This window comes from Sphingobium phenoxybenzoativorans (assembly GCF_001757355.1).
In the GTDB taxonomy this organism is placed as follows: domain Bacteria; phylum Pseudomonadota; class Alphaproteobacteria; order Sphingomonadales; family Sphingomonadaceae; genus Sphingobium; species Sphingobium phenoxybenzoativorans.
Genome location: NZ_MINO01000011.1, coordinates 1 through 24920, shown reverse-complemented (window position 1 = coordinate 24920; position 24920 = coordinate 1). Strand labels below are relative to the sequence as shown.

25 protein-coding genes are annotated in these 24920 nt (G+C 53.8%); 16 read left to right on the top strand and 9 right to left on the bottom strand.

The genetic code is table 11. The annotated features are described in order from the left end of the window. Positions 1 to 40 precede the first annotated feature (40 nt). From BHQ40_RS08110 to BHQ40_RS08100, 3 genes are all read right to left on the bottom strand, one after another. Complete coding sequence (locus BHQ40_RS08110; RefSeq protein WP_070154701.1) at positions 41 to 385, bottom strand: DMT family transporter; 345 nt, start codon at positions 383 to 385, stop codon at positions 41 to 43. Between the two features lie 189 nt (positions 386 to 574). Continuing rightward, positions 575 to 2782 (bottom strand): TonB-dependent receptor, encoded by a 2208-nt coding sequence (locus BHQ40_RS08105; protein WP_070154699.1) that lies wholly within the window; start codon positions 2780 to 2782, stop codon positions 575 to 577. Between the two features lie 172 nt (positions 2783 to 2954). Further along, positions 2955 to 3785 (bottom strand): SDR family NAD(P)-dependent oxidoreductase, encoded by an 831-nt coding sequence (locus BHQ40_RS08100; protein WP_070154697.1) that lies wholly within the window; start codon positions 3783 to 3785, stop codon positions 2955 to 2957. Positions 3786 to 4626: 841 nt separating this feature from the next. On the opposite strand from BHQ40_RS08100, the gene BHQ40_RS08095 reads away from it, so the two are divergent. The 5 genes from BHQ40_RS08095 (at position 4627) to BHQ40_RS25630 (ending at position 9240) form a co-directional block, all read left to right on the top strand. Then, entirely contained in the window at positions 4627 to 4968 is a 342-nt protein-coding gene (locus BHQ40_RS08095) for a putative quinol monooxygenase (protein WP_083276775.1), read from the top strand. A gap of 318 nt (positions 4969 to 5286) precedes the next feature. Then, the gene (locus tag BHQ40_RS08090; protein ID WP_070154693.1) at positions 5287 to 6324 is read left to right on the top strand and encodes an aldo/keto reductase; all 1038 of its coding nucleotides are present in this window, start codon (positions 5287 to 5289) and stop codon (positions 6322 to 6324) included. A gap of 61 nt (positions 6325 to 6385) precedes the next feature. Continuing rightward, positions 6386 to 7222 carry an SDR family NAD(P)-dependent oxidoreductase gene (locus BHQ40_RS08085; RefSeq protein ID WP_083276774.1) on the top strand — a complete coding sequence of 279 codons (837 nt, stop codon included), beginning with the start codon at positions 6386 to 6388 and terminating at the stop codon, positions 7220 to 7222. A gap of 1113 nt (positions 7223 to 8335) precedes the next feature. Continuing rightward, on the top strand, positions 8336 to 8752 hold the full coding sequence (locus BHQ40_RS26675) for a carboxymuconolactone decarboxylase family protein (RefSeq protein WP_253183292.1): 417 nt from the start codon (positions 8336 to 8338) through the stop codon (positions 8750 to 8752). Positions 8753 to 8988: 236 nt separating this feature from the next. Continuing rightward, the gene (locus BHQ40_RS25630) at positions 8989 to 9240 is read left to right on the top strand and encodes a hypothetical protein (RefSeq protein ID WP_139139232.1); all 252 of its coding nucleotides are present in this window, start codon (positions 8989 to 8991) and stop codon (positions 9238 to 9240) included. A gap of 209 nt (positions 9241 to 9449) precedes the next feature. Here BHQ40_RS25630 and BHQ40_RS08075 read toward each other — a convergent pair whose 3' ends face one another. Then, positions 9450 to 9857: a winged helix DNA-binding protein gene (locus tag BHQ40_RS08075; protein WP_070154689.1), complete on the bottom strand. Its 408-nt coding sequence runs from the start codon at positions 9855 to 9857 to the stop codon at positions 9450 to 9452. 685 nt (positions 9858 to 10542) lie between these two features. Between BHQ40_RS08075 and BHQ40_RS08070 the strand changes: the two genes are divergently transcribed. From BHQ40_RS08070 to tnpB, 3 genes are all read left to right on the top strand, one after another. Next, positions 10543 to 10899 carry a glycine zipper 2TM domain-containing protein gene (locus tag BHQ40_RS08070; RefSeq protein ID WP_083276773.1) on the top strand — a complete coding sequence of 119 codons (357 nt, stop codon included), beginning with the start codon at positions 10543 to 10545 and terminating at the stop codon, positions 10897 to 10899. A gap of 175 nt (positions 10900 to 11074) precedes the next feature. After that, a complete protein-coding gene (locus BHQ40_RS08065; RefSeq protein ID WP_070154685.1) occupies positions 11075 to 11404 on the top strand; it encodes a transposase in 330 nt (109 codons plus the stop codon). Next, entirely contained in the window at positions 11401 to 11562 is a 162-nt protein-coding gene (gene tnpB, locus BHQ40_RS26485; protein ID WP_290438421.1) for an IS66 family insertion sequence element accessory protein TnpB, read from the top strand. Before BHQ40_RS08065 ends, tnpB begins: the two co-directional genes overlap by 4 nt. Positions 11563 to 11965: 403 nt before the next feature. On the opposite strand, the gene BHQ40_RS08055 is transcribed toward tnpB, so the two are convergent. Together BHQ40_RS08055 and BHQ40_RS08050 are read right to left on the bottom strand one after the other, a co-directional pair. After that, positions 11966 to 13141: a glycosyltransferase family 4 protein gene (locus BHQ40_RS08055; RefSeq protein WP_083276772.1), complete on the bottom strand. Its 1176-nt coding sequence runs from the start codon at positions 13139 to 13141 to the stop codon at positions 11966 to 11968. A 20-nt stretch (positions 13142 to 13161) separates the two neighbouring features. Further along, on the bottom strand, positions 13162 to 14127 hold the full coding sequence (locus BHQ40_RS08050; RefSeq protein ID WP_070154681.1) for a UDP-glucuronic acid decarboxylase family protein: 966 nt from the start codon (positions 14125 to 14127) through the stop codon (positions 13162 to 13164). 501 nt (positions 14128 to 14628) lie between these two features. Between BHQ40_RS08050 and BHQ40_RS08045 the strand changes: the two genes are divergently transcribed. The 4 genes from BHQ40_RS08045 (at position 14629) to BHQ40_RS08030 (ending at position 18517) form a co-directional block, all read left to right on the top strand. Continuing rightward, positions 14629 to 14880, top strand: a complete 252-nt coding sequence (locus tag BHQ40_RS08045) for a hypothetical protein (RefSeq protein WP_070154679.1) — start codon at positions 14629 to 14631, stop codon at positions 14878 to 14880. Positions 14881 to 14933: 53 nt separating this feature from the next. Next, positions 14934 to 16028 carry a hypothetical protein gene (locus BHQ40_RS08040; RefSeq protein ID WP_139139231.1) on the top strand — a complete coding sequence of 365 codons (1095 nt, stop codon included), beginning with the start codon at positions 14934 to 14936 and terminating at the stop codon, positions 16026 to 16028. A 26-nt stretch (positions 16029 to 16054) separates the two neighbouring features. Then, positions 16055 to 16549, top strand: coding sequence for a hypothetical protein (locus tag BHQ40_RS08035; protein WP_139139230.1), 495 nt, complete (start codon positions 16055 to 16057; stop codon positions 16547 to 16549). Positions 16550 to 16615: 66 nt separating this feature from the next. Then, entirely contained in the window at positions 16616 to 18517 is a 1902-nt protein-coding gene (locus tag BHQ40_RS08030; RefSeq protein ID WP_070154673.1) for a hypothetical protein, read from the top strand. A gap of 289 nt (positions 18518 to 18806) precedes the next feature. Here BHQ40_RS08030 and BHQ40_RS26140 read toward each other — a convergent pair whose 3' ends face one another. Next, entirely contained in the window at positions 18807 to 18956 is a 150-nt protein-coding gene (locus BHQ40_RS26140; RefSeq protein WP_171905800.1) for a hypothetical protein, read from the bottom strand. Positions 18957 to 19334: 378 nt separating this feature from the next. On the opposite strand from BHQ40_RS26140, the gene BHQ40_RS08025 reads away from it, so the two are divergent. Both BHQ40_RS08025 and BHQ40_RS08020 read left to right on the top strand, forming a co-directional pair. Then, positions 19335 to 19652, top strand: a complete 318-nt coding sequence (locus tag BHQ40_RS08025; RefSeq protein WP_070154671.1) for a Rap1a/Tai family immunity protein — start codon at positions 19335 to 19337, stop codon at positions 19650 to 19652. Positions 19653 to 19735: 83 nt separating this feature from the next. Further along, positions 19736 to 20296, top strand: a complete 561-nt coding sequence (locus BHQ40_RS08020) for an HD domain-containing protein (RefSeq protein ID WP_070154670.1) — start codon at positions 19736 to 19738, stop codon at positions 20294 to 20296. Between the two features lie 406 nt (positions 20297 to 20702). Here the strand turns inward: BHQ40_RS08020 and BHQ40_RS25625 are convergent, their stop codons facing one another. Continuing rightward, positions 20703 to 20909: a hypothetical protein gene (locus BHQ40_RS25625; RefSeq protein WP_139139229.1), complete on the bottom strand. Its 207-nt coding sequence runs from the start codon at positions 20907 to 20909 to the stop codon at positions 20703 to 20705. A gap of 193 nt (positions 20910 to 21102) precedes the next feature. On the opposite strand from BHQ40_RS25625, the gene BHQ40_RS26135 reads away from it, so the two are divergent. Both BHQ40_RS26135 and BHQ40_RS08010 read left to right on the top strand, forming a co-directional pair. Beyond that, positions 21103 to 21270: a hypothetical protein gene (locus BHQ40_RS26135; RefSeq protein WP_171905799.1), complete on the top strand. Its 168-nt coding sequence runs from the start codon at positions 21103 to 21105 to the stop codon at positions 21268 to 21270. Between the two features lie 438 nt (positions 21271 to 21708). Continuing rightward, complete coding sequence (locus BHQ40_RS08010; RefSeq protein WP_083276771.1) at positions 21709 to 23016, top strand: outer membrane beta-barrel protein; 1308 nt, start codon at positions 21709 to 21711, stop codon at positions 23014 to 23016. Positions 23017 to 23741: 725 nt separating this feature from the next. Here the strand turns inward: BHQ40_RS08010 and BHQ40_RS08000 are convergent. Then, entirely contained in the window at positions 23742 to 24776 is a 1035-nt protein-coding gene (locus tag BHQ40_RS08000) for an IS110 family RNA-guided transposase (RefSeq protein ID WP_070154663.1), read from the bottom strand. Positions 24777 to 24920: the final 144 nt, after the last annotated feature.

Here is a 24920-nt window from a genome sequence, read left to right as displayed (position 1 = left end):
GCTGTCGTGAACAGAACCTAAAGATGTTGGTATGCCGCGTTCACTTAGCGGCGCTGGCTGCTCCGATGAGGCCGCAAGCCAGGCTGAGCATCAGGATCTTCAGGAGAGAAGCCGATTCCTTGTAAAAGATCACGCCGATCGCGATCGTGGCTAGTGGTACCAGCGCGGCGAGCATCGGCACCAGTAGACTGAGCGGAAGGCCTTTATGGATCATATGGGCCAGACCCCAGAAGGATAGAAAGTACAATCCTAGACACAGCGATGTCCAGGAGAAGCTCATGAACCCCTCGGTCCGGGGCAATGTGGAAATCGCAAGGATCTGAGTGAATAGGACGATCGTAAAAATGGCCAGCGTCATAATGGCTGATCCGTTCGAAACGCTCATTGTTTTTCCCCTTCAGTCCATAATACGCCAATGTGGTCGCGCGGGATTTTACTGGCGCCATCGGGCAGTCAGTAGAGCACTACGATACGCGAAGAGATGAGCTCAAACCCCAACATGACTGTTCTAAGCCTGGCCAAAATCCGGCGCGCAACGGCTCTCAATTGGCGCTTTTGAAGCTTGATCCTCTGGTCAAAAACGCTTCGTAATTGAGATGCCGTAGGTTCGGGGTGCACCGAGTTGGCCGCCTACTTGATAGCCGATGAAATCGGAAAATACGGTCGACGCCACCGTATAGGTTTTATTCGTTAAATTTCGCACGAAGGCTGTCGCCGTCCAGTCGCCTTTGGTCGAGGCATAATCGAGGAAGAAATTGACTTCTGTACGGGCTGGTTGCTGTACCCAAGGATGATTGAATTGCGAGAAATAAACTTTGTCCACCCATAGGACATTCAGGCGTGGAGTGACTTGCCCTTGGGGTATTTGGAAAGTGTACCCGATCTCACCATCGATCTTGAACTTTGGCGCATAAGCGAGCTGATTGCCGCTCAGGTCGAATGCCGGCACTGGCCCACTGGGGCTAGGTAGAAACAGGCCTGGCGTTCCCTGGCCAGGGAAGCTTGGATCACCCGAAACATAATCGGTATACTCAGAATGCAGCCACGCTGCGCTCAATTCTAGGCGCAGACCGTCAGTCGGCAACGCCGTGAACTGACCTTCGAGACCGTAGAGTCTGGCTGCGGCGGCGTTGCGCGTGATGATCTGCACGCCTTCTGCGACGTTGACCTGCAGATTTTTGTAATCATACCAGAAACCTGCGACATTCGCGCGCAGCCGTCGCTCGAAGAGGTCAGCCTTCAGGCCAACTTCATATGCCTTGATGTCTTCAGGGTCGAAAGGAGCTTGAAGGAAACCGGCATTGAAACCGCCGCTTTTGAACCCTTGCGAGTAGCTTGCATAGCCGAAGATACCATCGCCAAATTTATAGTGCAGTGTGATTTTCGGATCCGTGGACTTCCAGCTCGCCCGCTGAGCAATCACCGTTGAGAGGTTAGGGATGGGGTCAAAGAAGGGCAGGAGAGGATTTAGCGGTTGCGTGACATTGAACACATTATGCTCGACGATTTTCCGCTTTTCGAAGCTGTAGCGAAGGCCGAGGTCGATACCAAATCGGTCGGTCACATGGATGGTGGCCTGCGAGAAGGCGGCATAGGCCTTAGTCAGCTGGTTGCCTCCATAGACCGCACCGATGGGCTGCCCAGTGTTTGGAAGCCCAGGCTGATCGTTCAGGCCGAAAAAGATCGGCGCCGGGAGCGCATGCAGCCCCGAAAAACCTTGTTCACGGAAAAAATATCCACCGACTAGAATATCCACCGGACCGATCGAATGGGTCAGCCGCAATTCCTGGGTAAATTGCTTGGCTCGTTCGCGGATGAAGTTGGGAATATATCCCGAGGTCGTAAGATCACTGCTGATTGCAAGATCCTGCTCGAAGCGTCGGTACCCAGTCACTGATGTGAGGACAGGTCCGCCAATGTTCCATGTCGCCGTGGCCGATCCGCCCCAATTGACGATGGTTTGGAGTGGCCCTTGGCCTGCATAGTCTCTGACATTTTCCGGCCTCTCGAAGCCGCGCGTGATACTGAACGCGGTATGGCCAGGAGAGTCATTGAGATAATGATAGCCTCCGTTGTGATCTTTGGCGCGATAATAGTCGGCCTCAAGGAGCAGCTTGAAAGCGCTGCTTGCTTCAAACTTGATTTTCGCGCGCACCGCTCGCCTGTGCTCGTCGTCAACATCCTCGCCGGTCTGAATATTCTTGCCATAACCACCGCGATCGGCCGTGCTGAAAGATAAGCGTGCAGAGATGCTATCGGACAACGGCCCGCTGATCGCCCCCTCAGTACGGATCAGCGAATAATTTCCCACCGTCGCTGTCCCATACCCCTCAAGAGTTTGGGTAGGGTCACGCGTGATAATGTTGATGGCCCCTGCCGTCGCGTTGCGTCCGTAGAGCGTTCCTTGTGGGCCAGCCAGAACCTCAACGCGTTCGATGTCATAAAAGCCGAGAAATGCCACCTGAGAGCGGGCGCTGTAGACACCGTCTGTATAGATCGCCACACGCGGATCGGAGCCTGGAGCGACGGCATCAAGGCCAATGCCGCGGATGAAGACTTTCGTACTGCCGCTGTGACGACCGAAGGTCACATTTGGCATCCTGCCTGCCAGTGCTTCGATATCCACTATTTGCTTCTTTTGCAGCGTCTCGCCGCCAATCGCCGAGATCGCGATCGGAGTTTGCTGAACATTGGCTTCGCGACGCTCTGCCGTGACGATGATCTCCTCGATGCCGACCTGCGGTTCCTCTCTGGTTTGGCTAGCACTTTGAGCCGCGACCACTGGTGGAGTATCCTGCGCTATGGAGGGGCTTGCGCTCCCTAAGCCCAATGCGATTACACCCGATGAGCAGATCATCGAAATTCTGGCCCGTTTAATGGACATGTTTCCTCCCCTATTCTTGCTGTCCGCCAAGTCAGAAGCGATTGGCAATTCGTGGCTGGCGCATTGTGTTTTAGTCGGCAAATTCCACGCCGCGACTGGTCGCCTCCCATTTGACCCGCTCTTCACGCGTTTGCTCTGCAGATTGCATCAGCGTATCAAGGCAGCTTGAAACGAAGGGTAGTCGGAATGGCGTATCAGTGGCCTCCAAGACCGCTAGGATTGCCTTTGCGATCTTAGTGGGATCACCCTTCTCATAGCCTGTCGTCTCTTCGATGTGCGCGTGAAGCGTGCCGACCGTTGGTTCATAGTCTGGATGATAGGATGACTGAGAGATTGCCGGGCCAGAGAAGTTCGTTCGCATGGGACCAGGCTGTGGGACCAATACTTTTATACCCAGTGGATCAACTTCATGCGAAAGCGCGATGGAGAGGCCTTCCAATGCAAACTTGCCTGCGGAATAGGCCGACATACCTGGCACTGACATCTGGCCGGCTTGGCTGCTCACATTGACGATCGCGCCGCTGCGACGCGTGCGCATGCCGGGCAAAACGGCCTGTATCAGCGCGACCGGCCCAAAGAAGATCAACTCCATGAGAGATCGTAGATCTTTCATGGGCGTGTCCTCGACGGATCCGACATGACCACGTCCGGCAGTATTGACAAGCACGTCGATCGCACCGTGGCGTTGCAATACTTCTTCGACCACAGCAGTGATTTGCGAAATATTGGTAACGTCGAGTTGCAGGGCTTCTGCACGATCAGGATAAGCGGCTATGACCTCCGCCGCACCCGCCGGATCTCGATCAGTCAAGATAGCCTTGTCGCCAGACGCAAGAGCTGCGCGCGCAATTTCACGTCCAAGGCCAGATGCCGCTCCCGTGATGAACCAAGTTTTAATCATAATATACTGATCCTATGAAGACGATTTGGTGTGATTGAACATTCAGAGTTCGGAATTTTACGGAAAAGTATTTGCGTAGAAGGCGAATAAATGCGGGATAATCATCAACGATCTCTCGTCTGGACAATCGATAAATTTTAGAGAAAGTCTTGTTGCTATAACGGCGCCAATCGACTTGGCGTATAATCCTCTCTTTCGTGGACGCATCGGCTTTCGAGCCGACTGCTCTTTATATGTGCTTTGATTTGCTACACGGATCATTCCAGAATGCGATGACCGATAGCCAGTTTGATAATGATAGATTTTGTTAAATTAGCTTGACCCGCTGCGCCAAAAATCCGCGCCTTGCAAAGGCAAGGGGGCATTTCGACCATGGTTGTTCACCACAACCTCTAAGAAGATATTTGACGAATGCCGAAATCCGTTGAATATTGATCGAGCGAACAATAATCTCAATTTTTCATCGATGCGGCATCGTTCGGTGAGGCGATTTGTCCATTAAAGAACAATAAAACGGCATAAATGACCCGAATCTCAGGAAAAGGCGAAAAAATTGATGGTTGGCTATAAATCGCGCAGGGAGCCAGCGCATTTAATTGATCTATTGAATAATAGCGCTTCAGGCTGTCATCGGATCCGTTAGCGACATTGGCCGTGGTGCGATCGATGGCAGGGAGAAAGACGCAGATGCTCCCATTTTTCCGAGCAGATATCGGCCGTTGCTCATCAGGAACGCAGTGCGCCCCGCTGTCAGGTAGGGCTAATACAAATACCTGAATAGCGAGACGGAAGTATGGGATCAGACTGAACGAAATCCCTTAATTTCAAAGGAGAGAGAATAGTGAGCTTCAATGATCATTTTGTCATTTATGCCCGCTTCCATCTAAAGCCGGGAGTGCGCGAGCGCTATTTGGAACTTCTTGAGGTTGTATTGCGGGGGCTTAGCTCTGACCCTTATTGCAAGACCATATTCGTCCATACGGATGATGAAGATCCTGACCTTGTTACCTTATATGAAATCTGGGCTGGGACGCGCGAGCGATTTGACCGGGAAGAATTGGCCAAGCCTTATCGCGTTACATATATGAGCGCTCTTCCCGACCTCCTGGCCAGTCCTGTGGAGGTGGAATGGCTGAAACCGGTCTCGGAATGGTGCAGCAGTTTGATAAATCGGAGTTCCTGACAGCGAGGTGATTGCGGGAACCAATTCATGAAATGACTTGGCTTGTTCAAGCAAGTGAATTCAAATTCTATCTAGAATGAAATTCACCAAGAATGAATCAAGGTGAACTCATTTGTCACATAATGAGTGATTGTATTCGTTAATCTCGTATTCGATTGGGATAGGATGGTGTCCCAAATCTACTATATGACTTCGGTTTATCGCTGAAGTCCACAGAGGTCGCGATTAGGGGATATCAGTGGACATTCTTATGGCGCCGTGGAGAGAGATTTTGTGGCTCGTGAGGAGAGCCGTCAATTTGCCTTGGGAGAGGGACGGATGGAATATACGCAACTTGGTAACAGCGGCCTGTTAGTTTCGCGCCTGTCCTTTGGGGCTATGACGTTCACGACCGGTAATCGTGATTTTCCGGCGCTGTTCAAGAGTGATGAACGTACAGCTGACAAACTTGTCAGCATGGCCATTGAGGCCGGTGTAAACTTCTTCGATACAGCAGATGTCTATGCTGCGGGCGAGTCAGAGGAAATTCTTGGCCGAGTGCTGGCGTCGCGACGCCAGGATGTTGTCATCACGACCAAGGTCGGTGGGTTGGGCGGTCCATCGCTGATGGGAGAACCGCTTTCGCGGCGGAATATTCTCAAAGCTGTCGATAGCAGTTTGCAACGGCTCGGTACTGACTGGATCGACAGCTATGTGCTTCATAGAGACGATCTTTATACACCTTTAGAGGAGACGCTGTCGGCTTTGGATGAAGTCGTGCGCTCCGGCAAAGTGCGTTACCTCGGTTTCTCAAATTGGTCGGCTTGGCGGGTCGTGGCGGCTATGGAGATGATGAAGGCGAATGGTCTGACCCCGTTTACCCACGGTCAGTTATATTATTCCCTTGTAGGCCGAGATATTGAGCATGAGCATATACCCATGCTTCGCCAATATGGTTTGGGTTTGACCGTCTGGAGTCCACTGGCTGGGGGATTTTTATCAGGCAAATATCAGCGCGGCGCTGATGCTGCGCCAGACAGTCGATACGCTGCTACGGGCATGATGCCGCTTGATATTGAGCGCGGTTTCGATTTGCTGGATCATTTGGCGTCAATAGCTGAGGCGCATCACTCCAGCATTGCCGGCATATCCTTGGCGTGGCTTCTCGCTAAGCAAGCGGTCTCAAGCGTAATTCTTGGCGCAGCCAAGCCAGATCAGCTTCGGAGCAATCTCGATTCTGCCTCAATAGCATTGCGGGCTGAAGAAATCGAGCTGCTGGACAAGGCTTCCATCGCATCGCTTGTTCCCTATCCGGCATGGTTCACCCAGTTTGCGCGAGATCGGCGGTTGGCATCGGCGACTTCCCTCCGGGTCTAAACATGCTCGTCCACGAGCGCCTGGGCAATTGGTCGCAGAGCGGGCGGAGAAGAGGAGGTGAATGATGGATCTAGGGCTTCGGGACGCAGCTGTGCTGATCAGCGGCGGTACTAAGGGCGTTGGCTTTTCGACGGCGTTATCTTTCGCTCGAGAAGGTGCAAAGGTCGCAATCACTGGCAGAGACCAGAAGGTGATTGATGACACGCTCGCGGCGTTACGCGATGCCGGATCTCCAGACTGTTTCGGCATAAGATGCGTTCTTCCGGATCTATCTGAAATTGAAAAGGTTTTCGACGCCATTGAGCATCATTGGGGCAAATTGAATGTTTTGATTAATGTTGCCGGACCTACTGACGGGAGCCGCTTTGGCAAAGAATTTGTCGATGTAAGTGAAGATGATTGGGAATATTTCATTCAAATGGGCATCATGAGCGTAGTACGCTGTACGCGCTTGGCGATACCGCTGATGAGGAAAGCGGAGTGGGGGCGCATCGTCATCGTATCTTCGCAAGCCGCACGCATCGCTACGCCTACTCAAACAGCTTACATGACAGCGAAAGCTGCGCTCAATGCATTCTCTAAGAACATCGGGTTAGGTTTGGCCAAAGAAAATATACTGGTAAATAGCGTAACGCCGGGAGTGATTGCGACCGAGGCCATGATTGAATTCATGGGCTTAAGAGGCGGCTCGGAAAATGGCTATGATCCAACAAATCTGGTGAGTGTTGCCGACTTCATCGCTGACAATGAGAGTCCACGCGCTCGGGGTGCAATTGGTCGCGCGGCCAGTTCTGAGGAGATCGTGCCGGCTATCCTATTGCTTGGATCAAAGCTCAATACTTATATGGTTGGGTCTAATATCGCAATTGATGGCGGTACAGATTACTCTACCGGATGATACCATATCTTATTCTAATTATCGCATTGATACTGGGCTACAAATCTCAGTCGAACTTTAAAGTCTCATTGAAGGAGGAACCTCTCCGACTTCGGTTGGATGCTGGCTTCAGCCTTAGGCTGGGCCAGATTATGGGCTACAGCAGCGGTTGTCCCACATAGAGTAATCGCGGGGTTGGTGACACCGGCGATTACGCTGCGTTGGAGGGGTGGTTGCCCCCCGGTAGGAAGAAATACGGGCTCACGATTGAGACCGGGCCCAGCATCAAACGTGAGACAACCGTGGAGCAGTTTATCGGCCTCGACGTGTCTTTGAAAGATACATTCATCTCAGTGCACGAGAGTGGCCAGCGAATCTGGCGCAGCACATGTTCGTCTGATCCCAAGCTGATAGCAGAGATCATCCGCAAGCGTGCGCCAACCGCGGCGAAGATTAACAATGAATGTTCGCATAACAGGTTTTGGATCAGGATCTGTAATTGCAGAGCGAGGCAATGCTGATCCGTTGAGGGTTTTATGGATCTGTCCGAACCGGTCGCGCCGGAGCCTGGCCGCGCTGAACGGTATTTAAGTGTCTGATGAGAAATTAAGTTGAGTAGCATGAAAAGGTTAGCTTGACGGCTTGGCCTGCTGTTGATTGAGGGGGTTTGCCAGACAATACTGTGGAAGCATTCAACTTGTCCCAGATCCTGAGCCTAATGTGCTGGCGGTTTTTCGCTTATGTCGCCTGAATGATCGTTTATAAATTTATAAGTAGGCGCTCTGTCCTTATTCATGGTCGAGAGGCACGTGGAGCACAGAGATGGGCTTCGCGAAAATATGGGCTCACCACATCCTGTGCAGCGCGCCTTTCTTCTCCTGTCTTGGAAATGCCGCACGATGGGTATTGTCGTTGCCAACATAAACCCAAGCCCGAAATAAATGGCTATGGCCCAAAACATGGTTAACGATGCCATGGTGCGCGCTTTTACAGGAAGAAGTGATGCGTTGCCAAGCATATATGGCTTTAATCGATCCCCGGGCCAAATTGAGGCTTAGGCGGAATGAATATTATAAATTGGGTTAAGCTTGTTCGGGCAGTGAGACAAGTCGCAGGTAACTTGAGAAAGCCGATGTGGACGAGGCGTCAGATATCCTCTTCGAGGCTGGCCTGCTCATCCGCCAGCGCGTGCTGGGCGACGCATGGGTGGACACGTCGCTCGCCAACCGCACAGCCTTCAACAGCGACTATCAGGTTTTCATCACCCGCATCGCCTGGCAGGAAATCTGGGCCGGCCGGGGCTGGACGACAAGACTCGCCGCCTGGTCGTGCTCGCCGTCACCGCAAGCCTCGCGCGCTGGGAGGAGTTCGCGCTGCACGTCCCGCTCCACAAAAATAGGAAAAGCGGGGAAGAGTATAGGCTATGATCTGGCTCGATCCCCCGCACTGATTCCTTATCGTTGCCGGGTCTACCGGCGGCACCACTCCAAATTATCTTTTGGGCAAGGTCACAGCGGGCGCCTGATACATCGAAAGAAGATAAAAAAATAGGGGCGATCCAAAGACCAGCCCCTTTAAAAGTTGAGGAGAGGATGCCTGAAAGGCAAGACCCTCTGATAACGATGTCAGCCTAGGTTGCAATTGCGAACTTATGAGTTGCGATTGCAAAAACTGCAACGATAGGTGGTTGGGCTGCTTTACGGGGGGTAAATCCAGATTAACATTTTTGTCGATCTTAGCTAATTAAACGCGCATACATGTCGTGCGCATAGGAAGATGCATTAGCTATGTTGGACATTCCTTGGTCCTCTCCTGCCACTTTACACCTTGCGGAAGGTTCCACCACTCATCTTGGAACGTTGCGCTCGTGTTGCCATCGATTTTGTGAAGCTGAGCCCGATGAACGAGCCGGTGCACACATCCATTGCGACAGCAGCTTCCGCTTTTATGAGGGGCTTGTTGGCGACGATATCAATGGGGTGGCGCTTTATGACCTGGCAATCGTCTACATCAGAATGTTTGGTTCGCAGCAGTTGTGACACTTCGTCGAGAACATCAAGGGTTAAATTGTCGGAACATCACGCTGCGGCGCAAAATTTTGGTTTTCAATGACTTGTACGGCGGATGACTGAACGCAATGCCATGAACCCTATCGTAGAGCGCTTGCGAATTTTAATTAATGAGCTCGAGCAAATCGATCTGATAAATGGGGGGCGAGCACTACAGGTGTCTACTTGCCCTGTGTCACTTACAAGCGGCGCTCGACGTTTTCGACGAGCAGAAGTCTGCCAAGTCCTAGCCGTCTATCGCCTTCAGATGCGGCATCGATGGCCCGCTCAACCCCATTTATGCCTCGTTCTGTAAGCCATACGTTACTTTTCCGGCGATCATGCGGGTCTAATAGCCTTTGAACTAATCCGGCTTCGGTCAACGCGGCTATGTAGCGTATCGCTGTGCTTTGGGCCGCACCAGAGGCGATAGACACGCTTCCTATAGAAACTGTCCTGCGCTCGATCCCGGCAACGTAGAGCTCGAGCATGATATTCCACGCAGGGTTCGCGAACATATTCAGAGTGGGAAAGGCTTGCGTCGGCGCAGTATTGGCTTTCAACCACGCCTTTGCCGTCATCAACCGGTGCTTTTGATCCGAATCCATAGGAGGTCCAAAACCGGGTCCAACATGTCCCAACTGTCTCACCCTCCTCGTTTAGAGCCGGCCCGAACAGCAATGTTCCTGCGAGTTATAAATATAACGCGATTCTCAAAGCAATGGATTTTGTCACTCATCCGTACACAGGTGGCACATCGAGACAGGATGCGCTGCCCATGGATAGACATCAATATGGACCGATAAGTTTTGTGAAATCCAAATCCCACATCTAAGGGCATTACTGAACAGTTCAACTATCGCCGCGATTGAACAAATGCCAAAGTGGTATGCCCGTTTCCACTCGCGCTCATCTGGCGAGGTAAGCTTTAGCCTGGGTTGAGCGTCAAACCGTCACCACGCTTCACGGACGAAACCGAGCAATTCCTAACTGCTTGGTGTCGAAACGTCTCTTTCAGACGAATCGGGGGATAGCTGCTACAGAATATAACAAGAACATTTGATAGGCCGTGTGGATGCGATGCACCCATGACCATCTGATCTTCAAAGCGTTGTGTGCTCTGGATGAGGCCGTAGGAAAATACCGATGATGGCTGTTGCGCCAAAATTCGAATCCCGCCCGTACGTTACGCGCCGGTCGCTTTGACATGAATATCAGCTGCACGCCTGGTTCAGCTTCATGCCACCTCTGCCCATCCACAGTGCCTCTACAGTATCCATCAGGGAGTGGAACATGAGGAAAACGTTTCTGAGCATCGCTATGATAGCCGCAGCTTTGGCGCCAGTCGCCGCGCAAGCGCACGGTCATGATAATGGCCGTCACCGGGGCTGGTACAAGCATGATCGCGGCGCGCATCGTGATGATTATCGTAGCCGGTATAACGAACGCCGCTATTATGACGACCGGCGCTATTCCAGCCGTGGCGACTGTCGCTCAGGAGGCACCACCGGATTGTTGTTGGGCGGCGCCGCTGGAGCACTGCTTGGCCGCGCAGTCGACACTAGAGGTGAGCGCACCACAGGCACTATTCTCGGCGCGGGTGCTGGAGCCCTTCTGGGGCGTGAGGTTGAACGATCCGGCAAATGCTAGAGGTCACGGATAGTTTGACATGTTGGGGGCGGCGCTGAGGTGCCGTTCCCAGACTTATCTTATAGCTGCTTCGACCGTATCGCTCCGGTGAGGGCCGCCTTGCGGTGATCGGCTAATATTTCGAGATGGCACCGGTGCAAGCACTGGTGTTTGCACCGGTACTAGGGGCGGTGCGATGAGTCAGATCACGGTAATTTCGGGGCCGGAGCGGCAGCGTGTATGGACCGACCAGCAGAAGCGCGAATTGGTCTCGGCGGTGTCGGCGCCCGGTGCGAAGGTGGCGGAGATTGCCCGCCGTGCTGATCTGCGGCCGAACCAGATCTACAGATGGCGGCGGCAGATAGAGCAGGCAGCGCAGGGCTTTGCAGAGGTGCAGGTGAAAGCTGATCCGTTACCAGTGCCCGGATCGGCGATCACCGTGGAGTTCGAGCCGGCGATCGTGCGTATTCCCTCTGGCGCATCGCCCGGGCTGGTGTCGGCAGTGCTTCGGTCGGTCAAGCCGTGATCCCAGTTCCCACCGGCGTTCGGATATGGATTGCAACAGGGCATGCGGACATGCGGCGCGGCATGCGCAGCCTGGCCCTGCAGGTGCAGCAGAGTTTCGGACGTGATCCCTTCGCCGGGGATCTCTATATTTTCCGCGGGCGCCGCGGCGACCTCTGAAAGATCATCTGGCATGATGGCGTCGGCATGTCGCTTTATGCCAAGGCTCTCCTGAGCTTGTCGAAGGGCGGATGGAGCGGGGGAAGTACATCTGGCCCTCGGCCGTTGACGGCGTCATCGCCATTTCCCCCTCGCGGATGGCCTGCATGTTGGAGGCGATTGACTGGCGTAATCCACAGGCCACATGGCGTTCGACATTGGCCGGCTTTGGATCCTATCCCCAAGACAGTTGAGGAGGCCGACTGTCTGCCTGGAGCAGTTCAGGGCATTGCCAGCCAACGTGTATGTGAAACTACACCAAAGGCCTGACCAAGGCAGTTCGGCCTTCCGCAAATCTGTGTGCAAGCTTTTATGCGGCCAGATGCCTCACCCATAGTGACCGACGTTTCGGTTTGCTTCTGAATCAGACTGGTAGCTGATCGAACACTCTGGATAAGATGGAAGAACAATAAGCGCGCCAATTGAGATCGGAATCGTAGCGTCCGCGGGCAGTTCGCGCCATGGCGCGATAATCCTCCTGCCGCGCAAACAGCGCACCAACCGCGTCCGCGAATGCCTCGGCGCCGGCATGCTCAGGCAGCAGGATGCCGCTGACGCCATTTTCAATGATGGTTGCGACCCCGCCCACATCCTGCGCGACGGACGGCACACCGAAAGCCGCAGCCTCTGCAAACACATGCCCGAAAGCCTCTACCCGGGAAGGCACGAAAAGCAGATGGGTTCGGCCGAGAATGTTCGAGAGTCGCTCGATATCAGCCGGCTTCCTTTTACTCAGAAATGGGATCACCGTGATCGCGCTGTCCGAGGGGATGGGCGGCTGCACACCGATGATATTGAGTCGAACATCAATTCCTCGCTCTCTCAGCAGCCTGTGCGCCTCAAGAACGATATCGCCTCCCTTCCTTGGCCAGTCTACGCCCATAAATGTAAGAGTGAAGGGACCGAAGCCACGATCGATGATCATCTGCTCCACCTCAGAGGCAGTTGGATCGACTGCGAGATTGCCGCCCCATGGGATCATGGCGAGCCGGGCGTCATCTATCTTGTAGGCTGATCGAACCATGTCTACCGACCGGTGCGAAGGATAGACAATAAGACTGGCTTTACGGAAGACTTCTCCCTCCTTGAGAATAGCCTGTCCCACATAGGTATTGCAGGGCGGTCTTTGCTCAAAGGGAAAATAGTTCAGCCGCTCGATGAAGGTCTGATCGTGACCAACAACGACAGGAATGTCTGTTCTCAGCTCAGAAGCTGCCTGTGGTTGCACTACGTAAACGAGATCCGGTCGTACGGCAGAAAGCCGGCGTTCAATATATCTGGCGACCTGACGCTGAAACAGCGGCTCCCACTCCCAGTGATAATACAAACCGAGCAATCGAAAGGCGATCTTCTTTGGCAGGAAAGCCCAAGCGATTCTGGGCTTGATGGGAAACATATCCACCACCTCGCAACCAAGCTCGCGAAATGCCTCCCGGATTCGATAGGGGCCGCCAGATATGATTTCCGGTCGCGCTGCGTCCTGGAGGCAGACGAAGGCTACTTTAGGCTGTCTCACTGGATCGTCTCCATGCTCAGGCATTCAAATAGGGTTGTTTTTGTTTAGGCCCGGGCTGCCAGGTTCACTCTTTCCTCAGTTTTCATGCTTGCCTCGAAATAGGCGATGGTGCGTTCAAGCCCCTTGCGTAATGGAGTTACCGGTTTCCAACCCAATGTAGTGCTGGCCGTTGAGATATCTGGACGTCGTTGGCGGGGGTCATCAGTAGGAAGTGGCAGTGTTCGGATTTCGGAGCGACTGCCAGTAATATCCTTTATGATTTCTGCCAGTTCGCCGACAGTAAATTCCTCATCTCTGCCAAGATTAATGGGGCCGGTCACGGTGGCAGGGCTGTCCATCAGACGGATCAATCCGTCTACAAGGTCGTCAACATAACAGAAGGATCTACTCTGCGAACCGTCACCATATATAGTGATGGGCTGGTTACGTAGGGCCTGCACGATAAAGTTCGACACCACACGTCCGTCGTCCGGACGCATCCGCGGTCCGTAGGTGTTGAAAATCCTTGCTACCTTGATCGCAATGCCATGCTGGTGATGATAGTCGAAAAACAGCGTCTCTGCACAACGCTTGCCTTCGTCATAACAGGAGCGCGGACCGATGGGGTTGACCCTGCCCCAATAAGATTCGTTCTGGGGATGGACTTCGGGATCGCCGTAAACCTCCGATGTCGATGCTTGAAGAACCGGTATCTTGAGACGCTTGGCCATCCCAAGCATGTTTATCGCTCCCAGCACACTAGTCTTTGTGGTTTGCACCGGGTCATGTTGATAGTGGATGGGGCTGGCGGGGCAGGCCATATTGAAGATGCGATCTACCTCGAGGAAAAGCGGGAAAGTCACATCATGACGAATAAGCTCAAAATCTAGGTTCGGGAGTAGATGATGGATATTACGACGGCTTCCTGTGAAGAAGTTGTCCACACAAATCACTTCATCGGCATTAGCGAGCAGCCTCTCGCAAATATGAGAGCCAAGAAATCCCGCTCCACCCGTCACCAATATTCGCATGAAACAGCTCCACCTGATTTGCCGAATGTGGGTCTAGGAATAAAAGCATTGCATTACTTTCATCTTAAGCCTGTTGATCCATCACAGAAATTCACTCATAGCCAGCGGACATCTTGAATTGATGGTGCTCTCATTCCCGACAGTATGCAGCGCAGCGCTGATCTTCCACAAAACCAAGCCAGCTGTAATTTACATTGACTGAGATTCATCCGAGCCGGCGCCCATTGCCTAATTAGCATCATCGAAGCGTGCCCGGCCAAATGGCTCATTTTGGTTCGACCGAGACAAATGCCGCCAGTTATCACAATTGATCAGCCATATTACAGCCGATAGCAGTGCTGCAGTTATGGTTTGGTGGACGATGTTATGTGGGGATTTTCGACAAAATGCATACGGCTCATTCCCGTCGCGGCTTTTTGCTTTAGCGCTCAGGTTCCTTCAGCTTTGGCTGCATCACCGAAGTCCTTGGATCCGACCCTTATCGGAGGCGCCCGGAATGGCATGAAATACGCGGAGGTGAAGAGTCGGCTTCTGCTCTCGGGATACAAACCCTTGCCCCGTCCAAAGGACGAATTTTGCGGCTATAGCGAGCAATGCAAACTTCCGGAAACCGAGGCTTGCGCCGGAACGGGGGAGGGAAATTGCTCATATCGGTTCATTAAGGATCGAAAGATTGTCCAGGTCAGCGGTCGGGGCGAAACTGAAGGCAACCCGCTCGGTCAGTTCATCTATCTCATCGAATATGCGGATTGATGCGAGAACGCGTTCCGAGCCGCAGGACCGGCTTCTTCAAAGGGGATTGGCGAATGACATTGCGGTGGTCAACGTTAACCTTGGTGGCTCTTCTGGCAACCGCATGTGCCCAGTCCGGGCAAAGCGAGGCGGAGAAAGACTGGGAATTTGCGACGTCAGCTGATGTCCTTGGTCTTTCTACGGACGATATCGAAAAACGCCTTGGAAAACCGGCTTTGAAGGAGGATTCGGCGGGGCCGACAACCGGCGGCCTTGCCTACAATATCGGCGAATGCCAGGTCGAATATAGTTTCCGGGACAGCAAAATCTGGCTTGTCCGCGTGAAACTCGTTGGAGGTTGCAAACCCGCTCTCAAGGGTGTTGCAGGCCTGACAGGAAAAGCGCTGAGCAAGGGAATGACCTTCTCGGCTCTACCCGCAGCTTTTACAGGATCCTGGCGGGGAACATGCATCGGCCCCACGTGCGGGACCTATCCCGCAACAATCTGGTTCTATCACGTTCAGGCGCAGGAGCGGAGCGTTCCGGAAATTTCCCTGGAGTCTCATCTCGACGAGAAAGCGGAGATGGCGGCGCGTGATGCCTGGTCAACAGCGTTGATCGGCAAGGCGGGTGTCTATTCGGCGAGGCTCGACGAACTGGCGATCTGCGGAACGGCTGATCAAGTTGCGGCTACCCATATTCTAAAGGGCATGAAGATTGACGCGATCAATTTCGGTTATGGCCTTGATCCGGCGCCGACGCGCGGATGTCCAAAGCCCAATCCAGCGGTTGCCATTTCGGGCACCGGAAGCCGAACATCCGGGCAGCAGGCATTGGCCGCGCCGTCAGTCGAACAAGACGGCCCGTCCAATAGCCCGCTTGCAGGGCAGATCGCCGCTGGCTGGGTGCCTAGAGGGGAGTCCTGCGAGTCCGATATTGGCATCACATTTGCCGGCGATGGCACTTGGAGCACGGTTGCAGAAAGCGGTTCATGGTCGATCTCCGGTTCGCAGTTAACAATGATCACTACAGAACATGGGGAAGGCGATGGCGAAGAGTGGATTAAACTTTCCCCGCCTCGCACGCACAAGGCGCAGCTGAGCATCTCTGGCAAAATCATGACACAACGATTTCCGGATGAGACGATCATCCTGCAACATTGTCCCTGACTCAATTTGATACGGAAACGCTATTTATGAAAATGGTCTTCATAGCCTCTGTAGGATTGCTTCTGACAACAGTAGCGCATGGGACGAGCGCACAGACCACAGAGGTGACCCCCCAGTCACTGGCCGGAGCTTGGGTCCAGCAGGGTATGAAATGTGCCGAAAATTCATTCACTATTGTGTATCTTCCCGATGGGCGAAGTTATGCAGGACTGACTGCCAAGGGGTTTTCCATTGGTGGCTTTTATAAGATCCAGGGCAAACTTCTGACCGTCAGCATCAAAACAGAACCGGCCTTCAGACGGGGCACACCCTATGAGGATAAATATCTGACTGAGACGAAGTTGGTAACCCGCATGACGCGGGATCGCATCGATTTCAATTATCCCGGAAACCGTAACCCGGACTTGATCACGCCTTCCTTTGCCCGTTGTCCGGAGGGGCCGGGAGCTGAACCCTGGTTTCCCAAGCTTCGCTACGGCGGGTTTGCACAGGAAAGGCGGAAGATCCCAGCCGCGCGGTAACAGTAGCCTGGATATGATAGGCGCTATTGTGCCAGTTTGCTAAATAATGTGATCGGGGGGAAAACATTGCGTACACTGAACTGGATCCGGGGCAGCATTGCGGCCATTTCGCTGACGCTTACCGCAGGCTGCAACATTGCAGGTGGAGCACCTGAAAATCTTGTCAGTGATGAAAGCGGAGCGCACGACTACCAGCAATCCCTTTTCGACGGCTTGCCCGAAAAAGAGCAGCAGGAGATATTGGCGACGCAAGCGGCAACCGAGGATGGGTTGCGGAATGATTTTGAAGCGGCAAAGTCTGACATCAGACGGCCGATTGCACTGGCTCGCTTTGCTGACAGGCGGCTTGCGAATCTCGAGCGACTGAACACGTCTCTCCCCGCCATGGGAGAGGCCGTGACTAAAGCGCAATCCGATATGGACGCGCAGCAGGGCCAAGGCTTTACAGAATTCCAGCATCGTTCAAGCCAGACGAAACTGGTGATCGCTTTGCGGGAAAGAGATACTCAGAAACGCTATCTTGATGCTGCCTTGAAAGCTGATCCCGCTGTGGCGGAAGCCCATCGCCGCTGGGTTGCAGACACCCATTCACCAAAATCGTCCATTGGCCAGATCGTGGAAGGACTTGCCTACGAACCATGCGCCCTTGTTTCAGCGGGTAAGCCCGGCGAGGGTCAGTTCACTCTCGAGGGTGTCACATTGGGGATGGATCGTTCCACAGCAGTGAATGCGCTATGCGCTGCCAGAAAGGGTGATGTCATGCTAGCCCGAGAGGAAGTCAAGCGAAGCCATTTGGGTGATTATCGAGACTTCGGCTTCAGTCCAAACAGCCAGCTTCCCGAGTTGCCCTGGACGATGATGGTTCCGTTCAGCGTGATGGGAGGCGACCAGGTGAGATATAATCTTGGGAAGTCGTACCAAGCCCGAGCCCAATATTGTTTTGGCTGCAAGCCAGAACGTGCAGGGATGCGTCCCGAAGGCTATGCACAGACCAGAGACGCAATTGAACTCAACTTTCTGCCCAATGGAAAGCTCGGTGGACTCACGCGGACACAGTTTTTCGGGCAAATGGTTCGTAAAAGCAGCGACAATGGAATATCGCTAAGCAGCTGGGCGCCTGTACCACGACCATTAAAATCCTTGTTGGCTCCTCTACAGCAACGTTTCGGTCCGCCTTCCTTTATCTGGTCATCCGGAGAAAGGCCGGTTTTCGGCTGGGTTTTCCCGGACGGCAAAGCGGTTCTTCCCCAGGAGAAATGGTTTCTTACCCATGCGACCAGCTTCGATATGATCCAGCTGAACTCGCCTGGCCTGATTTTCGATGGTCAGGTTTATTCCAGGAAAAAACTGGCTGCAGCGCGGCCGCGTGCTGCATATTGCCTCAACCGCCACAGCAATCCATGGGGAAACGCCAGCTATCTTGCCGGCAAATATTTTACCTATGATGCGAAATGGGCGGCCAATGATGCTTATATGGCGGCTCGACAGGCCGGAAAGCCAATGGCGACCAATACGCCGATTGCCTATAATGCAAGATACGAAGCACCTGGCTTTGTGGATCGTTGCGGTGTCGTCATAACTGCCACTTTCGCAAAGGACGACAATATCAGCGATAACCGCGGTACCTATGAAAGCGCTGTCGAACCGTTGTCACTCGAGGCACCGATTTACCGTCTTACTGTGAAAATGATCGATACCAATCTCGCACGGACCTCTTTCGTGGCTGAAGAGCAAGCTGTGCGGAAGCTGTTTCCGTCCCAAGCGGCCATGGAACCTGCGTTTGTAGCGACGCCTGCTGCTGCATCAAGCAGCGCCCAAGCGGCCAGTCAGCAAGCCGGTAACCTCAAGGCGAGAGAATATGGTGCCTGGAAGGCGTGTCTCTACAAACGCCTGCGCAACAGGTTTGAATATGATGATGAGGTGCGCTGCCAGGCGCTCGACCCCCAGGGAAGGGTGCCCAGACGGTGACGACAACGCCGCAATCGCAAATGTCGATGACTTGAGGTGAAAATAGGGATTTCAACTGTCAAACTGAGTTTCAGATAGGGCGTAGCTTTGCGGGGTGAATCCTCTCCTTGCTCACTCTTGCCGCGTGCACGAAGCAGGTGAGCTGCTGTGATTTTGATGATGAGAGCATGACACATGCTCTCCACGTGGCAGGCGACCGAAGATCAAGCTCTAAGAGAGGTGTAAGAACCGCATTAATAGGATGCGACTGGATATGTGCTTGGCCCGTTTTCGCTATGAGGAACAAAAACTATTCATCCGCTAAAATCTCAAGCAAAAGCGGGTCGCGCATTTTTGTGCCCGCGCGTTCTTTAAGATCAATCAAGAAACAAGTTGCTGCAACGATGCCCAGCAATAAACCCATAAAAAACGCTACCGCGATCAACCCAAACAGCGACATAGGCTTTCCTCACTCATGACCGCATGAACGCTAGCGGGAAGCTTCTCGGTATCAATTGCCTAATCTGCAATTGCGACTAAAGGCCTACAGAGATTAAAAAAAACTGGGTAATTTATGTCGAGTTCGAATAGGATAATTGTGGTTGAATGCGCAGTGGAATGCAATTCTCGGAGCTGTCATCAATTGCGATTCTTCGTGAGTTTCTCCAATTGAACTCAACTTATGTCGGCATGTTTCGACGAGTTGGGAGCCTGGCGAAGGCGGCTCGGCCTGCGATTGATGATAAATAACTGAAATTTTGAACTTAGATCTGCGACAAAGCGTTCGAGCCGCGATCCAATATGGTTCTGAATTGCAATCAGCGTAGCGGAGGAGCTGATGATCGTTCTTGCTTTGGCGCTATCCATTAATCCGATGGATGGTTTTGCAACAGGGCAGTTGCTCGAGGAGGATTGCGCGTCGACAGGCTCTGGCTGTGAAAAATATGTCGTGGGAGTGACAGACGCCATGAATGCCCTCGCGACACGCGGTGTCATCCAGCGTTCTGTCTGTATGCCATTACGAGCAAAGCCTGCCCAGCTCAAAGCTGTTGTAACGGATTATCTTGCCGATCATCCGGAGGCGCGAAAGGATGGCGGTGCCGTCGTCGTTTTCAAGGCATTGGCCGAAGCATTTCCCTGTACGCCGATAGACTGAATATAAGCGGCATTTGGATATCGCCCAGGCAGGTTCAAGAGCGGGGTACAAGGCGATGCCAATGTCTGGGCGGACTATCAGTCATGAAGCTTAATTCCTCGCTGGCTTATTTAGGGGCGAGCATCGCGGCGAGCCGGAGTTGGCGTGTTGCTCTGAATGAAGCCCATCGCCATTATCATACGCTCGATCATATCGAGGCAATGCTAGCGCAAATTCCGCCTGGACAGGAGAGCAGAGAGCTGGTCGCGGCGATCTGGTTGCACGATATCGTCTACGATCCTGAAGCATCTGATAATGAAGAGCAATCAGCTCGTCGCGCCAAGGAGGATCTGAAATATACCCAGGTTGATCGGGACATGGTGGCCAGCCTCATAGTCGGGACGAAGCATCATGAGGGCGGATCCGACACACAGAACCTTCTGAATGACCTCGACCTTGGTATCTTGGGAGTGCCTCGCGCCCTATATGTGCAATATTGCGAAAAAATCCGCGCCGAATATGCTCATATATCCGATGACGTCTACAGGCCCGGTCGAGCGGCGATCCTGAAGCGCTTCAATGACCGGCATTTGTTCAAAACCCGATTTTTCAGCATCTCGAGCCACTGGCACATAGCAATCTGGAATGGGAAATCAGGATGTTGAGCTGAAAAGGTCCTAAACCCGCGCTGGTTTAGCGAACGTCTTCATGCATTGTCGTGGAACCAGACATGCGAGCCTGAGAGAATATTCGCGGACCACTTCGGTCCATGGCCATCTTTCGTCGCGCTTCTAAACCGGTTTCGAGGTGGTCAAACAATCAGATCAGACATCTTGCTGAGCCTCAAAATCCTCAAGGACGAGGGCTTTTCCTAGGGGGAGCCAAGGTCCATCAGGCGCGCGCCCGACAATTGGCATTGGCGGAGGCTGCGTTCCGGAACAGCCGATTATGCGAACTACACACTGCAGAACGTCAGCTTTCTCTGCTCTGATTCCATGTGTGCCCGCCCGCCGGAACGTTGCCCATGCGTTCTCACGGCCAGCCTCCATTTCTGAGATCTGCGCCGAATTATCAAACCATCCGCCGAGCACCAACTGGTTCATCGCTACCTCTCCTGCGACGATCGCCCGAATCATGAATCAATTCTGCCTGAAATAAAAGTGTCTCATTTTGAGACAGTCCATTTTTTTGGCGAAGTGCGCATGTTTCAGGGGTCGAACGCAGGAGGCGTAAAAGGTTTTCATTTTTCAGCAGGATATTGAGAAAATCCGGCTCCATTTTCCTCATGAGCACTGTAACCAGAATCCGCTGAGCGCTGTCTTTTTACCTGCAGACTGCGCAAGCCAAGTGCCGGAATGATGGGAAACCGACCTGCCAGATCTGCCTCGGTCCGGAAGGGCGTGGATAAAAGATATTAAGTTCTTACCGCTAAGGGCGGAGCGGGGACGCTAGTAATGAGAGTGTTTGACGAATGAACGCGTCGGAGATGAGCCGTCAGAACGAACTCTGCTGGAAGCAGTTTTCCTTACATATTTTCGAACTTGCGCGCTGGCCCGGCGTGGCACTTATCGTCGCTGTCGCGCTGCGTACGCCTGTGGAGCGTATTTTGGAAGCCATTGCCCTGGGCCTGCACAGCTAAGGATTTGATGAGGCTGTACGAATTATTGGCCCGCCGGACGGATTTCGGCAAAGGCTGTCAAATCAAGTTTATGATATCTTCATCTGGTAACTTATATGCATTGAGAAAATATGATTAAGCATTCCTGGCTAAATTAAAATTGGATTATCTGGTGCTGCAAGGTTAGCGGTCAGGCGTTTTTGTACGATAGTCGTCAGGGCGATGGAGGTTAGTGAGGTTAGATTGCAGTTATGCTACGACCGGTTTGACGAAACCAGCGAAGCGGTTGTCTGTCGGCCGCGGGCTAAGGGGCTCTTAGTTCCCAATTGGAGACATGCCTCTGGTTTTTGCATTCCGCGGCTGTACATCAGTCCGCCGTTCGGGCATGACGACGCGCGACAAACCATAATCTTGATATCAAAAGCTGTTTCTATCAGGCGTTTATAAGTGGGGGGCCCCATGGCAGTTGATAAGTTTCTCAAACGGGTCGTCTATGTGGCGGCCGCAGGTTCGGCGGGTTTTACAGGGCAAGCATTCGCCCAGGCGTTGTCGCGCCCTATTCCGGTATTGCCCTCAGATTATCCTTCTGAGCGGTCGAGTGTCGCTGAACGGTACCGCCCGGAGTATCAGTCGGCTGGCGTTCCCGTGGGCTCCTACACGCTCCTCCCGGAACTGGGCGTAGGTCTCGGCTATATCGACAATGTTTTCGGAGCCGAATCAAATAAGGCCAGTGATTTTTATGCTGCGATCAATCCATCTGTCACCTTGACCCGACAGGGAGGCGCGGCGACCGGCGCAACAATCACTGCGACCGCTGCGGCCAATCTCCGCCGTTTCTTTGACGAGAAGGCGGCGAACGAGACCGGCTATCGAGGGATGCTGGACGGTGCGGTGCCGCTTGGCAATGCTCTAACTATCAATGGCGGTGGCGGATATGAGCGGGCCTATCAGAGGCAGGATTCGGGTGCGTTTCTGACTACTGCTCGCTCGCCTATCCGGGTTGACAATTTGACAGGCTATCTGCGGGCCCGAATGGGCGGCAGCAGAATCCGCACTACCGTTGGCGTTGACGTAAGGGACGAGGCATATGGGGATGCGCGTCTCACCGATGGGTCGCGTATCGACCAGGGCTATCGTGATTTGACGACCTTGCGGGGTGTCGCACGGGTAGAAACGTCTTTCACGGGAGCCTTGAGCGGGTTTGTCGAAGGGCGATATTCAGATCTAAACTATAATCGGCAATTCATCGCTCCGGGTCTTGCAAATCGCGATGGTAAGCAGGCAGAGGGCTATCTGGGTCTGCGCGTCGATGCAGGAAAGCTGCGCGGAATTGTCTCGGGCGGTTATACCCGCCGTACGTTCGACGCCAATGTCTATAGGAACTTCGGCGGCTTGGCGATCGATGGTGAACTCACCTATTTTGCGAGCGGTCTGACCACTTACACCCTCACTGCCTTCCGGAACATCAGCGAAACGGGTGATGCAGGTGTGACGGCATTGTTCGGCACCGGCGGCCGGTTGCGCGTCGATCATGAGCTGCTGCGCTATATCATCCTGTCTGGGCGCGTCGGTTATGATTCCTATTCCTATCGGGGAATCAACAGATCGGACAAGATCGCCACGGTCGGCGGAGGTGTTCGTTATCTGGCCAACAGGCGCTTTGAGATCAATGCCGATGCCGACTATACCAAGCGTACTAGTAACAACGCTTTTGGCACGGAATTCAACCGGTTCCAGGTGCTCGTGAGTTTGGTTGCGCGACTCTGATTGCGGTAGGTCCTATATTGATTGTGGCGGCAATTTGCCGCCACAATCATATGCGCTTTGGAAATTAGGGGATCTGATGCCTGGGTAATTCCAAAACCCTCATTCCGTATCGATTTGGCAGTCTGTCCTCGTTAAAGGTCGGAAATATCATATCTAAGGTTGATCCATAACCGCCTCGTTGTGCCATGTTTGGTCAGGGATGTTGTGGGCTATGTCCTTTGCGAGGAATTGCAGTCGGGTCGTGGCTGATCGTGAGGGTGCCGCAGTCAGCTCATCTAGGACAGCATGGTGCAACATCACGGGGTCTAGTGTCAGCTCTGCTGAGAGCTTAGCGAAATTGGACAAGGCATGCCCATCTTGCCAGTCGGAATGATCTATCTGTTCCGAAGCAAGCAAGTAATGGTATCCGGCAAATAGCGCATCGGGCTTATCGACTATCGGAATACAGCCGCACATGATTGCTTCAAAAACGTATGGCCCGCCCCGTCCGCAAGAGGTTTGTCAAAGGCGGCATGATGGTCTGCATCAACGTATCCGGTCTCAAGACTGATGCCTTGGCCAAGATGGATATCCGCGCAGCCTGGTCCTCATAAAAACGCCGGTGCCAAGCACCACATTTTGAACCAGGTTTCCAAGCTGCCGGTACGACCCGTTATGCCATCTTTAGTTCACCTCACGCAGACATTGTAAGCAAACGGCATTGCGCCGCCCGCTATCTTTGACGATCAGGCGGCGACGAGTGCCTGCCGATCGAAGTCTTTCTCATGCCGCAGCACAGCCCAGGCGATACGTGCCAGTTTCGCCGCCGGCGCTACCACGACGACGTTGGGATGGGCGCGCGTCAGCATCGCCTGCAACCACGCACCGAGCTGGTTCGGCTTGGCGGCGAGATGCGGCATGGCGGCACGAGCACCGTGGATCAGTTGCTTGCGCAGATAGCCGTTTCCGCGCTTGCTGATCCCGAGCAGCTTCGTCTTGCCGCCGGTCGAGTGTTGCCTCGGCGTCAGACCGAGCCACGCCGCCAGATCACGACCCTTGGCGAACGCGCTACCGTCACCGATTGCGGCGAGCAACGCGGTCGCGTTGATGACGCCGGTGCCGGGGATGGTCGCCAGCCGCCGCGCCTGCACATCTTCGCGGGTTAACGCAGCCAGTTCTTCGTCATATGCCTTGACCCGCTGGTCCAGGCCTGTCCACTCGGCGCGAAGGTCGGCCAGCAACGTGGCGGTGCGAGCACTGACCGCCGGATCGCCAGCCATTAGTTCTTCGAGACGACGCATTAGGTTGATGCGACCCTTGGGCAGGATGATCCCGCGTTCGAGCAGCACCGCACGCAACTGGTTAATCAGCGCGGTGCGCGCGTTGACCAATCGCTCCCGCACCCGGTGCAGGATCTGCAGGTCAAGCTGGTCCTCGCTCTTCAGCGATACAAAGCGCATCGTGGGTCGCGTCGCCGCTTCGGCGATCGCCTCGGCGTCGCGGTCATCGGTCTTCTGCGCTTTGACGTAGGGTTGGACATATTCCGGCGACATCAGGCGGATCGTGTGCCCGTAAAGCGCCAGCGTCCGGCCCAGGAAGTGCGCGCCGCAGCAAGCCTCCATCGCGATGACCCACGTCGGCAAGGTCATCGCGAATGTCACGATCGCATCGCGCCTCATCCGCTTGCGCATCACCACGGCACCGTTGGCATCCATGCCCGCCAAGCTGCAGCTATTCTTGCCCAGGTCGATCCCGAGCACGGCGATAGGTGTCTTTGTCATCGGTCCTCTCCTCAATTTCCGACACCATCATAGCGCCGGAGCATAAGGGGCGGGCCATTCCATAAAAGCGGTACGTCCAGGACGGACCGTCAGGTCCAACATCTCCATTGGGGCAAAAAGCAAATCGTGAGGAAAGCAACAAAG

Excerpts from the sequence above, each read along its gene's own strand:
- BHQ40_RS26140 (WP_171905800.1), bottom strand. The coding sequence starts at position 18,956 with ATGTCGCTGTTTGGGTTGATCGCGGTAGCGTTTTTTATGGGTTTATTG.
- BHQ40_RS08110 (WP_070154701.1), bottom strand. The coding sequence starts at position 385 with ATGAGCGTTTCGAACGGATCAGCCATTATGACGCTGGCCATTTTTACG.
- BHQ40_RS26135 (WP_171905799.1), top strand. The coding sequence starts at position 21,103 with ATGAACGCGTCGGAGATGAGCCGTCAGAACGAACTCTGCTGGAAGCAG.
- BHQ40_RS08000 (WP_070154663.1), bottom strand. The coding sequence starts at position 24,776 with ATGACAAAGACACCTATCGCCGTGCTCGGGATCGACCTGGGCAAGAAT.
- BHQ40_RS08040 (WP_139139231.1), top strand. The coding sequence starts at position 14,934 with ATGACATTGCGGTGGTCAACGTTAACCTTGGTGGCTCTTCTGGCAACC.
- BHQ40_RS08010 (WP_083276771.1), top strand. The coding sequence starts at position 21,709 with ATGGCAGTTGATAAGTTTCTCAAACGGGTCGTCTATGTGGCGGCCGCA.
- BHQ40_RS08050 (WP_070154681.1), bottom strand. The coding sequence starts at position 14,127 with ATGCGAATATTGGTGACGGGTGGAGCGGGATTTCTTGGCTCTCATATT.
- BHQ40_RS08020 (WP_070154670.1), top strand. The coding sequence starts at position 19,736 with ATGAAGCTTAATTCCTCGCTGGCTTATTTAGGGGCGAGCATCGCGGCG.
- BHQ40_RS25630 (WP_139139232.1), top strand. The coding sequence starts at position 8,989 with ATGTTGGACATTCCTTGGTCCTCTCCTGCCACTTTACACCTTGCGGAA.
- BHQ40_RS08070 (WP_083276773.1), top strand. The coding sequence starts at position 10,543 with ATGAGGAAAACGTTTCTGAGCATCGCTATGATAGCCGCAGCTTTGGCG.
- BHQ40_RS08075 (WP_070154689.1), bottom strand. The coding sequence starts at position 9,857 with ATGGATTCGGATCAAAAGCACCGGTTGATGACGGCAAAGGCGTGGTTG.
- BHQ40_RS08085 (WP_083276774.1), top strand. The coding sequence starts at position 6,386 with ATGATGGATCTAGGGCTTCGGGACGCAGCTGTGCTGATCAGCGGCGGT.
- BHQ40_RS08045 (WP_070154679.1), top strand. The coding sequence starts at position 14,629 with ATGAAATACGCGGAGGTGAAGAGTCGGCTTCTGCTCTCGGGATACAAA.
- BHQ40_RS08035 (WP_139139230.1), top strand. The coding sequence starts at position 16,055 with ATGAAAATGGTCTTCATAGCCTCTGTAGGATTGCTTCTGACAACAGTA.
- BHQ40_RS25625 (WP_139139229.1), bottom strand. The coding sequence starts at position 20,909 with ATGGAGCCGGATTTTCTCAATATCCTGCTGAAAAATGAAAACCTTTTA.
- BHQ40_RS08055 (WP_083276772.1), bottom strand. The coding sequence starts at position 13,141 with ATGCCTGAGCATGGAGACGATCCAGTGAGACAGCCTAAAGTAGCCTTC.
- BHQ40_RS08090 (WP_070154693.1), top strand. The coding sequence starts at position 5,287 with ATGGAATATACGCAACTTGGTAACAGCGGCCTGTTAGTTTCGCGCCTG.
- BHQ40_RS08025 (WP_070154671.1), top strand. The coding sequence starts at position 19,335 with ATGATCGTTCTTGCTTTGGCGCTATCCATTAATCCGATGGATGGTTTT.
- BHQ40_RS08100 (WP_070154697.1), bottom strand. The coding sequence starts at position 3,785 with ATGATTAAAACTTGGTTCATCACGGGAGCGGCATCTGGCCTTGGACGT.
- BHQ40_RS08065 (WP_070154685.1), top strand. The coding sequence starts at position 11,075 with ATGAGTCAGATCACGGTAATTTCGGGGCCGGAGCGGCAGCGTGTATGG.